This window comes from Aliiroseovarius sp. YM-037 (genome assembly GCF_048060095.1).
GTDB lineage: Bacteria > Pseudomonadota > Alphaproteobacteria > Rhodobacterales > Rhodobacteraceae > JBLUOA01.
The window spans coordinates 614,042-628,116 of the sequence record NZ_JBLUOA010000001.1; the positions used below are offsets into that span (position 1 = coordinate 614,042).

The following is a 14,075-nucleotide window of genomic DNA, read 5'->3' on the forward strand; positions in this document are numbered from 1 at the left end:
GTGAGACTGATTTTGGGCTCTGCGAGCCCCCGACGCGCCGAATTGCTAGGTCAAATTGGCGTGACGCCTGATGACGTGCGCCCGGCGGACATAGACGAAACGCCTGAAAAAAACGAACTGCCGCGCCCTTACTGCACCCGTATGGCGCGAGAAAAGGCGCTCGCGGTGAACGTGGCGGCTGGCGAGGTCGTTTTGGCCGCCGATACCGTCGTGACGCTCGGCCGTCGTATCCTTGGCAAGCCAAGTGATGCGGACGAGGCGCGGCGCTTCCTGCGCCTGCTGTCGGGCGGGCGGCATCGTGTCATCACCGCCGTCGCTGTGCGCTTGGGCGATAAGCTCTGGGAAAGAGAGACCGTGACCACATTGAAAATGGCCCCGCTTACAGATGCGGATATCGACGCCTACATCGCGACGGATGAGTGGCGCGGCAAGGCTGGCGGTTACGGCATCCAAGGCTACGCAGCCCGGTTCATCCCTTGGATTCAAGGATCATACACTGGGGTTGTCGGATTGCCGCTGACAGAAACTCGGAACCTTCTGACCGCCGCCGGGGTGCGAACATGAAGGGGCGCATGGCTGTCCTTGGCCGCATCGAAGGCCAACGTGCTGCCGCGCAGATTGTCGATGGCCGCTTGCAGGACTTCCTGATTGAGCCTGCGGAAAATACCGTGCCGCTGCCGGGGGCGATTTATCGCGCGGTCGTGGATCGGCCGTTGAAGGGGCAGGGTGGGATGATCCTGCGTTTGCCTGGCGGAACGGCGTTTTTGCGGCAGGGAAAGGGGCTTTCGCCTGGGCAAACGCTGCTGGTGCAGGTCACGGGTTTCGCTGACGAAGGCAAGGCGACGCCCGTTACGTCGAAAATCTTGTTCAAAAGCCGATATGCAATCGTTACGCCAAACGCGCCAGGCATAAACGTTTCGCGCAGTGTCAAGGACGATGATGTTCGCGAAAGCCTGCTGGAAATCGCGCATGAAACGATGGGCAACGAAGGCTACGGGCTGATCGTCCGGTCGAGTGCGGCCGGGGCTGATGCTGACGAAGTCGCCGAAGATATTGCCGAAATGTGCGCATCGGCTGCTGACACTCTGGCCGGCGAGTCTGGGGAAGGGGCTGAATTACTGCTCGACGGTCCGGACCCGCATCATTTGGCTTGGCGCGATTGGGCGGAGATCGACAACGTCGCGACCGAAGCGAGCGCGTTTGAAGATCACGCGGTTCCCGATCTGTTGGAGCCTTTCTGCACTCCATATGTCGGGCTGTCTGGCGGGGCGTCGATGTATGTTGAGCCGACCCGCGCGCTCGTTGCGGTTGATGTGAATACCGGTGCCGATACATCGTCGGCGGCTGGCTTGAAGGCAAACCTTGCCGCTGCGCGGGATTTGCCACGACAGTTGCGCATTCGCGGGCTGGGCGGGCAGATCACCATCGACTTTGCTCCGATGCCCAAGAAAGACCGGCGGCAAATGGAACAAGCGCTCCGCTCGGCCTTCCGCGCGGATGCGGTGGATACGACCCTTGTCGGCTGGACGCCGCTTGGCCACTATGAACTGCAACGCAAAAGAGAGCGCCGTTCGCTCATGGAAAGCCTGCCCCGATGATCTGTCCGATTTGCCAGAAAGAAAGCGACAAGAAATACCGCCCGTTCTGTTCCAAACGCTGCGCGGATATTGATCTGGGCCACTGGTTTGATGGCACTTACACCGCGCCGTCGACCGAAGAAGACGACGTCGCGGATGAGCCTGAGACGCCTGAACAGCGCACCCATTAGGCGCGGGGCGGGATTTTCCGCCCCGCTTCGCCCTACTCGTAGCTGAATCTGACGCCCGTCGCCCCGTCGGGTATATCGACCGTATGCAGGCTTGGATGCGCATCCGGTTCAATCTGAACAGGCGCATCCCGGTTCACCATCCGAATAACGAGCGGCACGTGGTCCGAAATATCCCGCGTGAAGTTCGCAACGCTCTTGTCCAACCGAACGATCGCGGCATCGTCCCCCTGAATCGAGCCCATCTTCACATCGTTTGACACGATAATGTGGTCGATCAGGGACCGATGCGTCGCGCCGACATAGGAAATCGCATTGTCGTCGTGATCGTCGCTGGTCAGCGTAAACATATCCGGCGCCTTTTTCAGCGCATCCAGAACGTCGGTGCCGAGCGTTTCGTTCATGTCACCGCCAAGGACAACAGGCACGTTTTCTGTGGCGCGAATATCCTCAATGACTTCGGCCAGAATTTGGCTGGCCAACCGACGGCGTGCGCGGCTTTCGGGATCGCCAAACGCTTTCAGATGAACGACGACAAGAATGAACTTCACATCGAGGTCTTCCAGCCCCTCGGGCTTGTCCTCTGATCGCGGAATAACGCTGACCCGCGCGATCAGTGGCCTGCGGGGAAAGGCCGTGCGCCCGGTTGAGGTCTTGGCCTCCCACGCCTCGCGGTGACGGTTGAGAATGTCCTGCGCCAGCACCACGTCTGAGGTCTTGCGGTCATAGAGCACCGCCAGATCCTGCCCGCCGCGAACATCGTGATATTTGAACGCATAGTCATGGCCGAGAAGCTGAAGCTGCGTTGTCAGACGCTCCAGCGCCTCCCGCCGAACCTCAACGAGGCCGAGAACGTCCAGCGACAAATGTCCGACGACGTTGGCGACCTTGCTGACGCGCGCATCGGTGATCGAATTGTTGAAGTGTTCGATATTCCAGACCCCGATATCGGCATAATCCGCCGAGCCGCGATATTCGGGAATCTCGATTTCGTTGATGCTGCTGCCGGTCACCCCGACAATGTCGAAGAATCCCAGATGTGGTGAGGTATCCGGGATCGTTTCAAGCATGGTGAAGAGTTCCGGCATCGCCTCGGTCCCGCTGACCTGCCGGGCCGTGAGGTTTGACACGATGGAGGCGATGCGGATACCCTCATTCGTCGTTGTGCCGTCCGGTTCATGCCAGCCCGCGTGGTGCAGGGCGACCAAATCCCAAGTATTGTTAAACACCGGAGAGCCGGATGACCCCGGCTCCGTATCAGTGCGATACCACAGCACCTTGTCCTTGACCCGGTGCACGTCGTTGTCGTGCAACGCGACCTCTTTCGGGCGGCCACGGGGGTGTTGGATGATATTGACGCGCTCACCGCGCGTGACGGTCGTCGGGCTGCGCAAAAGCGGGATCGGCGTGATTCCCTGCAGTTCCGATCCATCGCAGGCAACAATCGTGAAATCGAGCGCCGCGTCGGTCACGAAGAACCGTGACGGATCAAGGCGGACCTGCTGCTGCGGACTGTCGTTGTCAAAGCCAAACTCCGCTACCGCGGTTTCTGCATCCTCCGGCGACGCGATGACATGGTTGTTCGTCATGATGAAATCGCGGGTCGCGACAAGGAACCCGGAGCCAACGCTGCCGGGTAAAACGACGCGGCAGACGGCTTTGGCCCTATCGGCACCGTTCAGCAAAAAACTCGCGGGCAAGAAATCAGCCCCGCCAGAGATCTTTTCGAAGTGTCTGGAAATATCGGCTTCGACCTCCTTCCGCTCCGCTTCGGAGCTTGTTGTCGGGATTTCCTGCTCCAAGACCTCTCGTCCGCGATGAACGACAAGTTCGCGGAACGCCCAGGGGTCAAGGTCTTTGGCATCTTCGATCTTGGCTTCCTTGCCCGGTGACAGGCGTTCTTGCGAAACGTCGAAGTTTTCGCCCCGGTCGACGACCGCACCGACGACAGACCGGAAACGTTCGGCCACGGCACCGTAACCGACGCGGTTCGGGTGAAGCTCGTCAAACCACAGCTTCGGCCCGACCGCCTTGCGGCAATTGACGTTAAAGACGGCATTGGGAAAATCGCCCGCCAGATCGGTCAGCGCATCGTTGAAGCGGTCGATCATCACCGCGATGATCTGAAGTTGCAGGCGCTTCTGCTTGATCCCCAGCTTTTCAAGCGGCTTGCCCAGCCACCGGCCCCGGTTCGGGATCGCGTAGTCGTAGCCGTGACAGATAATCTTAAGATGCGGGAATTCCTGCAGCAGATCGGTGAATATCGTGCGGTAGATGCCGATGACTTCGCCCAGCCGTTCATTGAATTTCGCGTTGGGATAGTCGGCGGCCTTGCGGCCTTCCTTGAACTTGTGAACAGCGGTTGCCAGACGGCCTTCGCCCAGAAGGTCGTTCCCGCCGCCACTAATCAGCAAGCCATGCGGATTGTGCGCCCGCACAGCCGCCGCGATCTCGTCCTGATGCTGCATGTCGGAAACAAGATCGCCCGCCGCGCCAAGCGAAAAGATCGCGTATTCATCGGACAGGTGGTCGATAACGTCGTGGAGTAGGAACGGGTATTGAAACCAGCTATCCCCTTCAGAGACAAACCGCAGCCCCGACCAGCCATCCCTGATCTTGCGTTTGTATCTGCGCTGACGCCGCGCCCGGTCGGCCCGGTTGAACCACCCCATGAGGACGTCAGCCTCAAGCCCTTCATCATCGACAAGCTTTGGATTGATGCGAATTTGCGGCGTGAAGGCGCCGATGCTGTCGCTGTCTTCCACCAGATATTGTGCGATTTCCTCGTCTGGCGTGTTCTCATCCTGAACAAGCTGACGCAGTTCAGTCAGTGTAATTTTCTTAGGCATATCAAGACCCCAGTGCAAAAAATAGAATTAAAAAAGTCAATCTTAGCACGAATCCGGCACAAAGTCTGCAAGGGGAAGGGGAGGGGTAGCATAGGGGAGCTGCGCCCAGACAAGGCTGCAAGCGATGTGACAGCCGCACCGATCCTCAAAGAGGTCGGCTGTCAGCATCGCGATCTAGCTGCCAAAAACGTCCGGAAAGAAATCACCGCGGCCTTCGGGGGTCATGTCCAGAACGTTCCAGATCGGCCAGGCTAGGTCGAAGTGTCGGGGATGTCCGTCAACCTTCGCGCGTTGCATTTCGCTGCCCCAGAAGTGCCGGATCGTGCCGCGCTCCTTCGTAAACACGTTCATGAAGGTCTGCTCGGCATCGTCTGTCTGCCCGTGATAGAGCGTCTGGTAGTTGGTTTTTATTGCGGACACGAGCTCGATATTCTTCCAGCCGCGCTCCTCCTTGACCGCCGCGAGTTGCTCGGGCGTTCCAGAGGACACTGCCGCGAATGCGACCCGCTGCGCGATCTGCGGAACCTGCCCGTTCAGCCCGTCCAGAATGCTGGTGCATGCCGGGCAGGGGCGCGCGTCTTGCGGGGCGAACATGTAGCTATAAAGCGCCAGCGTCGACTTGTTGCCGAACAGTGATGAAAGGCTAACCGATTTGCCGTCCGTATCGGTGAACGCGTAGTCCTCGGGAACCTCTCCGCCTTTGGGTAACGCACGGCGCTTTTCAGCAACCGCTTCGATCTGCGCGCGTAAGGCGATTTCCGCGTCGAGCAAATCATTGCGCGCCGTGCGATAGGCGGGGGACTCGTTCGGGAATGCAAGGGTCATCGGGTGTTCCTTTGTGAGGTGCGGGGAACGACGGATGACCATACTATACCGCAAAGCGGTTGCCTGCCCTAATCCCTATCAAAGGAAGAAGAGTTCTCTCTTTGGGTCGAACCACGCTCAACTAGGCGAACCGACAGATTGATCTTGCCATCCAACTGGTCGTCCGGCGATTCAATCGCCTGTTGCAACATCTCAAAAGCGCGATGACCGGTTTCGTATCTCGGCGTGGCAACCGACGTGAGCCCGGGATTGAAGTGGGCGCTGAATTCCAGATCGTTGAACCCGCAGATGCCAAGCTGTTCCGGCACGTCGATATTTCGGCGTTGCGCTTCGAGCAGGACCCCGGCGGCAAGGTCGTCGTTGTTGCAGAATATCGCGTCCGTATCCGGCTTTTTCGCGATCAGATCAGCGAACAACTGCGTTCCCATACCGATGGATGATGCTGCGGGGGTTGTCACGACGCGGCGGGGGTCGAAAAGGCCGGCCTCTTTCATCACATCGGTAAAGCCGGTCAGGCGGCGCTGCGCCCTTGGGTCCATGCGGGCGCCAATGAAGCCCGGTCGCCGGTATTCCTGTTTAATCAGATGTCGGGCCGCGTCGACCGCGCTCGTGTAATGCGAAAAACCGATCATCAGATCGACGGGATCGTCTTGGCTATCCATGATCTGGACGATGCGGCAATCGGCGGCCTCCAACAGCGCCTTGGCCTCGGTCGTTTGGTCAAAACCGGTCACGATGAGGCCCGCCGGTTTTTGCCGCAGGAAAGTGCGGATCATGCGCTCTTCGTCCAGCGGGCTATACCGAAAATTGGCGATCTGCACATTGTAGGGGGTGCTGTCGCAGGCGTCATACACACCGCGCAATACGTCGGCAAAAACGTTGTTGGTTAGTGATGGCACCAGAAAACCGATCATGTCGGTGCGCTTCGACGCAAGTGTGGATGCCGCCGCGTCGGGCACGTAACCCAACCGATCTATCGCGGCTAACACACGTTCCCTGACCTTCGCAGAGACCATTTGGGGTTTTCGAATCGCCCGAGATACCGTGATCGCGCTAACATCAGCTGCCCGCGCGACATCGTCCAATGTTGTGTTTTTGTTTTTCAGGCTTCGCGGCTCCATATAGGTAAAATACACATAATATGAGGTTTGAGAAGACATTTCCGCCGCGTCAATTGACTAATGACAGCGCTGTCATTATAAAGTCACCGATATTGACGCCCAATCTGAGAAGGACACGCAATGCGTGACTATTTCAAATTTTCGCTGGCGACCGCTGTTGCTGGCCTGACGATGGCCACATCGGTGGCAGCGCAGGACTACACGTTCAAGTTCCAATCATCTGACCCGGCGGGCAACGCCAACTTCCTGCTGCAGCAGGGCTGGGCCGAGAGTGTTTCCGAAAAGACCGACGGCGCGATCAAGATCGAACTGCTGCCGGTTGAAACCATCGTTGCCCACACCGAAACGCAGGATGCGATTGCGGCTGGCATACTCGACGGCCACTTCACCGACACATCCTATTTCGCAGAGAAAGAGCCTGCGTTCGGCCTGATCGCCAACCCGGTTGGCGCATGGCCTGACCCGGAACAGATGTTCGATTTCATGGAAAACGGTGGCGGGAACGAGCTGATGAACGAAATGCTTGAACCTTACGGCCTGCATTTCATCGGCGCGACCACGCCGGGGCTTGAGGCGTTCCTGTCGAAAGTGCCGCTGGAAGGCGTGGACGACCTCGCGGGGCTGAAAATGCGTGCGCCGGAAGGTACGGTGCAACGCGTGTTTGCCGCTGGCGGTGCTGCGCCCGTAAATCTGCCGGGTTCAGAGGTCTTCATCTCGCTCGACAAGGGCGTGATCGATGCGGCTGACTACACGGTGTTCTCGACCAACCACGCCCAAGGTATGCACGATGTCGCGACGCATCCGGTCTATCCGGGCTTCCACTCCATACCGGCTGGTATCGAGAGCTGGTTGACGGGCTTCCCGAAGTCGCGAACGGGATGATCTCAATTACCGACGCGCCCGGCCACGGCGTTACACTGCGCCCCGATCTTGTCGGGCGCGCTGATGCCATTCACCGCGTTTCAGAACATACCAACGGAGGTTGACATGACCGATCCCAAAAACCGCACACTGCGGTCCCGCGCCTGGTTCGACAATCTGGACGATCCGGAAATGACGGCGCTTTACCTTGAACGCTATCTGAACTACGGCCTGACGATGGAGGAACTGCGATCCGGCAAGCCGATCATCGGGATCGCGCAGACGGGCAGCGACCTTAGCCCGTGCAACCGCCACCACGTCGAACTGGCCAAACGGTCGCGCGATGCGATCCGCGACGCGGGCGGGATCGCGCTCGAATTTCCGGTGCATCCGATTCAGGAAACCGGCAAACGCCCGACGGCGATGCTGGACCGCAACCTCGCCTATCTGGGTCTGGTTGAGGCGCTTTACGGCTATCCCATCGACGGGGTGCTTTTGACCATCGGTTGCGACAAGACCACGCCCGCGCTTTTGATGGCGGCCGCTACAGTGAACATCCCGGCGCTCGCGTTTTCCGTCGGCCCGATGCTGAACGGCTGGCATAAAGGCGAACGGGCAGGGTCCGGCAGCGTCATCTGGAAGGCCCGCCAACAGCTCGCCGCGGGCGAGATTGACGCCCAAGGTTTTCTCGACATCGCGGCGTCTTCGGCCCCGTCCGTAGGCTATTGCAATACGATGGGCACGGCGACGACGATGAACTCGCTCGCAGAATCGCTGGGGATGCAGTTGCCCGGATCGGCCACAATCCCGGCGCCTTACCGGGAACGCGGCCAGATGGCCTATTACAGTGGCCAGCGGATCGTTGAGATGGTGAACGAAGATCTGCGCCCCAGCCAGATCATGACGCGCGAGGCGTTTGAGAACGCGATCGTCGTTAACTCTGCGCTTGGCGGGTCGACCAACGCGCCGATCCACCTGAACGCCGTGGCCCGGCACCTGGGGGTCAAGCTTAGCAACGACGATTGGGAGCGCTTTGGCTTCGAGGTGCCGCTGCTGGTTAACATGCAGCCGGTCGGCGAATATCTGGGCGAAGACTTCCACCACGCTGGCGGCCTGCCCGCCGTGATCGGAGAGTTGCTTCGCGCCGGTGTTCTACCCCATCCCGACGCGCTGATGGCGACAGGAAAGACGGTTGGCGAAACTTACCGCGATATCCAGGCCAGCAACACCGACGTGATCCGTCCGTTCGACCAGCCGATGACCGAGAATGCCGGGTTCCTGAACTTGTCTGGCAATCTGTTCGACAGCGCGATTATGAAAACCTCGGCCATCAACGACGAATTCCGTGACCGCTATCTATCGAACATCAGCGACCCGGAGGCTTTCGAAGGCCGCGCCATCGTCTTTGACGGGCCGGAGGATTTTCACCATCGTATCGACGATCCCGCGCTTGAAATCGACGCATCCTGCATCCTGGTCATGCGCGGGGCCGGCCCGAAAGGTTATCCCGGCGGGGCGGAGGTCGTGAACATGCGCCCGCCCTCTTATCTGATCAAGCAGGGGGTCCATGCGATGCCCTGCATCGGTGACGGTCGGCAATCGGGCACATCGGGGTCGGCGTCGATCCTCAACGCCTCGCCCGAGGCCGCCGATGGAGGCGGGCTCGCGCTGTTGGCAACCGGCGACTGTGTCCGGGTGGACCTAAAGGCGCGGCGCGTCGATATGCTCTTGTCCGAGGATGAGCTACAGCAGCGGCGCAAGGCGCTTGACGATGCCGGCGGATTCCCAGCTCCGGATAGCCAGACCCCCTGGCAGGCGCTGTTCCGCGAAAAGGTGCAGCCCTTCAGCGACGGTATGGTGCTGCGCGGGGCGCCCGATTATCAGGACATCGCCCGCAAATCCCTGCCGCGCAACAATCACTGAGGCTACGCATGCCCCATCCCCTCGACCTGCTCTGCATCGGAGAGCCGCTGTTTGAATTCAGCCATGTCGGCGACGGCAACTGGCGCGAAGGCTTCGGTGGCGACGTGTCGAACGTGGCGATTGCGGCAGCTCGCCAAGGGGCGAAAACGGCGCTTCTGAGCCGGCTCGGTGCCGACAGCTTCGGCGACCGGTTCCGCGCGTTGTGGTCACGGGAAGATGTCGATCATACTTATGTCGAGACCGACCCCGCCGCGCCGACGGGGCTGTATTTCATTACCCAGAAAGATGGCGATCACGTCTTCGACTACCGCCGCGCCGGATCGGCCGCTTCAAAGTTGTCCGACAAGAACCTGCCGCGCGATGCGTTGGCGCAGGCGCGGATCGTGCATCAGTCGGGCATTTCTCAGGCAATCAGCCCATCGGCCCGCGACGCCGGGTTCGCCGCGATTGAGGCGGTGAAAGACGCCGGCAGGCTTGTTTCATACGATCCCAATCTACGCCTGAAGCTCTGGCCGCTCGATCAGGCGGGTGAAGTTATTCACGCCGCGATGGCGCGTGCCGACATCGCGCTGCCGGGGCTGGACGATGCTCAGACTCTGACCGGTCTGTCCGATCCCAAGGACATCGTTGCGTTCTACCGCGACCTTGGCCCCGATATCGTCGCCCTGACGATGGGGCGCGATGGGGCACTGGTTTCCTACAGCGATCAACTGATCAGGATACCCGCCATGCCGGCCAAAGCGGTTGACGCCACCGGGGCTGGCGACTGTTTCGACGGATCCTTCCTCGCCCGGCTCGCCCTAGGCGATGAGGTGGACGCGGCCGCCCGCTATGCCGTCGCGGCCGCGTCGCTGTCAGTGAAGGGTTATGGGGCTGTTGCTCCGTTGCCGACTGGCGATGAGGTGTGTGCCGTTCTGGATGAGCAGGACGTTTCCTGACTCAGATTACCAATGTGTAAAAGACGAATCGCACCAGATTTGTTCGGGGGCGCCGCGATAGTGCCAGCCTGCACCGTTGAAATTGCCCTTGGGCGGACATGAGACGCCATCGCTTTGGTCAACTCCAAATGGAGCCCCGGCGTGACCCCCAGCGGGAACGTTGATCGGGACGGCGCATCAACGCGACGTCGGATAGCAGAAAATAATTTATTGTCAGTATGTTAAATGGTGCCCGGGGGCGGAATCGAACCACCGACACGAGGATTTTCAATCCACTGCTCTACCCCTGAGCTACCCGGGCACGGGTGAAGCGGTGCGGCGCTTCGGGTTGCGGTGTTCTAGAGTGGGGTCGCGTGACTGTCCAGAGGGGAAATAGGAAAATTGCGGGTCAGATTGTGGCGTGGGGGTAGGGGGATGCTGAGGCGGCCATAACCTCGGCGGTTTGGTGGCTGGGTTGCCGCTGATTTCCACCTGCCGTTAGGTCGCGGCGACAGCGATACCCGGCTCATCACATGGTTGATTGATTGCCACCATCACTTCGATTGCACGATACAGCGGGGATTCTGGCGGTGGTTGTGGGGGAGCGGGCGGCGTTCATTCCCCTTACGTGAAAACCGCAGCACGATATGAGGGGGGTTGTTCTGATTTCGACGGCAATTGGTATCGATTCTCCGGCACTCTGTTTTGGTGTCGGGGTCGGTCGGTCAGTTTGTCAGGTGTGTTTGGGGTCCGCGGTCATCGTTTGCGTGGATGAGGCAGGCAGGAACAATTGGACGGGTTGAGAGTTGACCTGTGGATAACGTCACGCAACTTTATGACCCACAACGAAAAACCAGTGTTGCTTGGTTCGATAAATGGGGGTTAGAATGCAGCTTACCGATCAATTCGGCTCATATCGCTTCCGGGAGTGTTTTTCTTTTACGGAGCGTTCTATGTTGTGGATAAGTCGGTTCAAATGTTCTTCGCCCACCGGTGTGGCCCCGAGGAATTCCAACAAATCAAGCCGGGCAACGTCCGGCAAAGTCATGAGCTTATTAAAAAGGTCTGGGTCAATCGTTCTAAGCATACGCCATACCAGTTTTGATTCTGTAATGTCATTCAATTTAAGGTTGACGAAGAATCTGGCAACTTGTCTAAAAAGACATGTCCAGTAAAGCAGGTGTAGATCTTGAGCTTCACAAGCTGACGCTGCTGGCGCCGGCTGGGTATTTTCTTGGCCTGCACATTCGCTATGCCTCTCCGTTGATGCAGTTTTCCACCTACAATCAGGATTGGTTGGATCACTACACCGAAAGGGCATTTGCACTGCGCGATCCGACGATCGCTTGGGGGTTCAGCACGGAAGGCGCTTGCCGATGGAGCGAGTTGACGATTCCAGACCCCTTCGGACTTTTTGATGAGGCGAGGGATTTCGGCATGGTTTACGGCGTGTCGGTATCTTGCGGGCCCGTCAGTTCCAGGACAATTGCGAGCTTCGCCAGAGCGGACCGCGAATTCGAGGATAGCGAGATCGACAAGATCTCGCACATAGTTCGACGGCTTCATGACATAACGGAGCCGCCGGAGAGTCTTACCAAGGCTCAGATCGAGGCCCTGCGTTGCATAGCGGCAGGTGATCGACATGCGGCGGCAGCTGCAAAACTCAATATCTCGGAAAGTGCGCTCAAGGCACGACTGACTGCGGCCCGGCAAAAACTGCTCGCCCGGACCACCGCAGAAGCCATCCAGCGCGCCAAGGACTACCGGCTGCTTTAATCGTATGTCATCGCTGTTTGTGCGTGGGGCTTTGGTTTTTCAACCAAGCTGGAGACTGCCATGCAAACCACCACTCTATCTTTCGAAAACATGCACAACCATGGAGAGCTATTTGCGAACCTGTTTCGCGCGCGCAAGCAATCCTTCATTGTGCAAAAGAACTGGGACCTGCCAGAAGCGCTGGATATGGAATATGACCAGTACGACACGCCCGCAAGCCGCTGGGTGGCGATCCACAATCTCGGGGAAGTTTACGCCGGTATCCGGCTGACACCTACAAACACCCGTTGTGGAATTTACAGCTATATGATCCGCGATGCGCAACGCGGTCTGCTGAGCACAATCCCGCAGGATTTGCTGTATGACGAGGCACCCGTGGACGAAGGCACATGGGAATGCACCCGCGTTTTCGTGTCCCACGCAACGCCGCAGCGCATTCGCCGCCGGGTCCATGCCTACATGGTCGGTGCGATGCTGAAATCCGCGCGGGAACAGGGCGCTGCGCGTCTGATCGCACTGACGGCGGCGAATTGGCCCCGTTGGTTCGGACGCTGCGGTCTTGAGGCGACAGAGATCGGGCGCAAGATGTTCATTGACGATGGTGACTACCAATGTGTGTCGATCGATCTGACATCAAAACTGCACTAGCAGATGGGCCGATGGCCGGCCCATTTCGCTTTCCTCTCCCGGATATGGGGCGTAGTTTCGCCCCATGGCTGACCTGTTTGAAAGCGCGTCACACGATGAACCGACGGACGCTCCGCGTCCGCTGGCTGATCGCTTGCGGCCAAAGACATTGGTGGATGTCATTGGCCAGGATCAGGTCTTGGGCCCGGAAGGACCGCTTGGAACGATGCTGGCTTCGGGAAGCCTGTCATCGCTTGTCTTCTGGGGCCCGCCGGGGGTTGGAAAGACTACGATCGCACGACTTCTTGCCGACGAGACTGATCTGCACTTTGTGCAGATCAGCGCGATCTTCAGTGGGGTTTCAGATCTAAAGAAGGTGTTTGAGGCCGCGAAGATGCGGCGGGCGAATGGCAAGGGAACCTTGCTTTTCGTGGACGAGGTTCACCGTTTCAACAAAGCACAGCAGGACGGCTTTCTTCCGCATATGGAGGACGGCACGATCCTGCTGGTCGGTGCCACGACAGAAAACCCGTCGTTTGAACTTAACGCGGCGCTTTTGTCCCGATCACAGGTGCTGGTTCTAAATCGCCTGTCGCTCGCCGATCTTGAACGCCTCGCCCAGCGGGCGGAGAGGGAGCTTGATCGCAAGCTACCGCTCGACGCTCCGGCCCGCGAGGCGTTGCTGGAAATGGCGGACGGGGATGGGCGCGCATTGCTGAACCTGATCGAACAGGTTGCGGCGTGGAAGGTTGACGACAAACTGGATACCGACGCCCTGACTACCCGGCTGATGCGTCGCGCCGCGAAATACGACAAGGGCGGTGATGAGCATTACAACCTGATCTCTGCTCTGCATAAATCTGTTCGCGGGTCGGACCCGGACGCAGCACTCTATTGGTTCGCGCGGATGCTGACAGGGGGCGAAGACCCGCGCTTTCTCGCCCGTCGCATCACCCGAATGGCGGTTGAGGATATCGGCTTGGCCGACCCACAGGCGCAGTCTGTCTGTCTGCATGCGTGGGAAACCTATGAACGGCTTGGCAGCCCGGAAGGGGAATTGGCGTTGGGGCAGGCGGTGACATACCTCGCCCTCGCTCCGAAATCGAATGCGGGGTATGTCGCGTTCAAATCCGCGATGTCGGCGGCGAAGAAAACCGGATCGGAACCACCGCCGAAACACATCCTGAACGCGCCTACTGGTTTGATGAAAGATCAGGGCTACGGCGAAGGCTACGCCTATGACCACGACGCCGAAGACGGCTTTTCCGGTCAAAACTACTTTCCCGAGGATATGAAGCGCGGCGTTTACTACACCCCCGTCGAGCGCGGGTTTGAGCGCGAGTTGAAGCGCCGCCTTGATTACTTCGCAAAACTGCGGGGAAAACGCGGCGGCAGTTGACTTTCGCGCCCA

11 protein-coding genes, 1 tRNA gene and 1 pseudogene are annotated in these 14,075 nt (G+C 59.2%); 9 read left to right on the forward strand and 4 right to left on the reverse strand.

Annotated features, from left to right (window positions below; translation table 11 throughout):
- The 3 genes from ACEWPJ_RS02930 to ACEWPJ_RS02940 are packed head-to-tail and all read left to right on the forward strand — an operon-like array spanning nt 1 to nt 1,768.
- Nucleotides 1-564 (forward strand): Maf family protein, encoded by a 564-nt coding sequence (locus tag ACEWPJ_RS02930; protein WP_416510759.1) that lies wholly within the window; start codon nt 1-3, stop codon nt 562-564.
- Nucleotides 561-1,598, forward strand: a complete 1,038-nt coding sequence (locus ACEWPJ_RS02935) for a ribonuclease E/G (protein ID WP_416510761.1) — start codon at nt 561-563, stop codon at nt 1,596-1,598. Before ACEWPJ_RS02930 ends, ACEWPJ_RS02935 begins: the two co-directional genes overlap by 4 nt.
- A complete protein-coding gene (locus ACEWPJ_RS02940; protein ID WP_416510763.1) occupies nt 1,595-1,768 on the forward strand; it encodes a DNA gyrase inhibitor YacG in 174 nt (57 codons plus the stop codon). Before ACEWPJ_RS02935 ends, ACEWPJ_RS02940 begins: the two co-directional genes overlap by 4 nt.
- Nucleotides 1,769-1,800: 32 nt before the next feature.
- Here the strand turns inward: ACEWPJ_RS02940 and ACEWPJ_RS02945 are convergent, their stop codons facing one another.
- The 3 genes from ACEWPJ_RS02945 to ACEWPJ_RS02955 all read right to left on the reverse strand — a co-directional run bounded on the left by ACEWPJ_RS02945 (nt 1,801) and on the right by ACEWPJ_RS02955 (nt 6,599).
- Entirely contained in the window at nt 1,801-4,614 is a 2,814-nt protein-coding gene (locus ACEWPJ_RS02945) for a trypsin-like peptidase domain-containing protein (RefSeq protein WP_416510764.1), read from the reverse strand.
- A 174-nt stretch (nt 4,615-4,788) separates the two neighbouring features.
- Nucleotides 4,789-5,439: a DUF899 family protein gene (locus tag ACEWPJ_RS02950; protein WP_416510766.1), complete on the reverse strand. Its 651-nt coding sequence runs from the start codon at nt 5,437-5,439 to the stop codon at nt 4,789-4,791.
- 68 nt (nt 5,440-5,507) lie between these two features.
- Nucleotides 5,508-6,599 (reverse strand): LacI family DNA-binding transcriptional regulator, encoded by a 1,092-nt coding sequence (locus ACEWPJ_RS02955; protein ID WP_416510768.1) that lies wholly within the window; start codon nt 6,597-6,599, stop codon nt 5,508-5,510.
- 81 nt (nt 6,600-6,680) lie between these two features.
- Here ACEWPJ_RS02955 and dctP point away from each other — a divergent pair.
- From dctP to ACEWPJ_RS02970, 3 genes and pseudogenes are all read left to right on the forward strand, one after another.
- A pseudogene (dctP, locus tag ACEWPJ_RS02960) lies at nt 6,681-7,391 on the forward strand (TRAP transporter substrate-binding protein DctP); the annotation flags it as partial.
- A 156-nt stretch (nt 7,392-7,547) separates the two neighbouring features.
- Nucleotides 7,548-9,344 carry an IlvD/Edd family dehydratase gene (locus ACEWPJ_RS02965; RefSeq protein ID WP_416510770.1) on the forward strand — a complete coding sequence of 599 codons (1,797 nt, stop codon included), beginning with the start codon at nt 7,548-7,550 and terminating at the stop codon, nt 9,342-9,344.
- An 8-nt stretch (nt 9,345-9,352) separates the two neighbouring features.
- Nucleotides 9,353-10,282, forward strand: coding sequence for a sugar kinase (locus ACEWPJ_RS02970; RefSeq protein ID WP_416510771.1), 930 nt, complete (start codon nt 9,353-9,355; stop codon nt 10,280-10,282).
- A gap of 226 nt (nt 10,283-10,508) precedes the next feature.
- Here ACEWPJ_RS02970 and ACEWPJ_RS02975 read toward each other — a convergent pair.
- Nucleotides 10,509-10,583: transfer RNA gene (locus tag ACEWPJ_RS02975), tRNA-Phe, on the reverse strand.
- 842 nt (nt 10,584-11,425) lie between these two features.
- Between ACEWPJ_RS02975 and ACEWPJ_RS02980 the strand changes: the two genes are divergently transcribed.
- The 3 genes from ACEWPJ_RS02980 to ACEWPJ_RS02990 all read left to right on the forward strand — a co-directional run bounded on the left by ACEWPJ_RS02980 (nt 11,426) and on the right by ACEWPJ_RS02990 (nt 14,063).
- The gene (locus ACEWPJ_RS02980; RefSeq protein ID WP_416510773.1) at nt 11,426-12,037 is read left to right on the forward strand and encodes an autoinducer binding domain-containing protein; all 612 of its coding nucleotides are present in this window, start codon (nt 11,426-11,428) and stop codon (nt 12,035-12,037) included.
- A 60-nt stretch (nt 12,038-12,097) separates the two neighbouring features.
- The gene (locus ACEWPJ_RS02985) at nt 12,098-12,685 is read left to right on the forward strand and encodes an acyl-homoserine-lactone synthase (protein ID WP_416510774.1); all 588 of its coding nucleotides are present in this window, start codon (nt 12,098-12,100) and stop codon (nt 12,683-12,685) included.
- Between the two features lie 64 nt (nt 12,686-12,749).
- The gene (locus ACEWPJ_RS02990) at nt 12,750-14,063 is read left to right on the forward strand and encodes a replication-associated recombination protein A (RefSeq protein WP_416510775.1); all 1,314 of its coding nucleotides are present in this window, start codon (nt 12,750-12,752) and stop codon (nt 14,061-14,063) included.
- Nucleotides 14,064-14,075 lie beyond the last annotated feature (12 nt).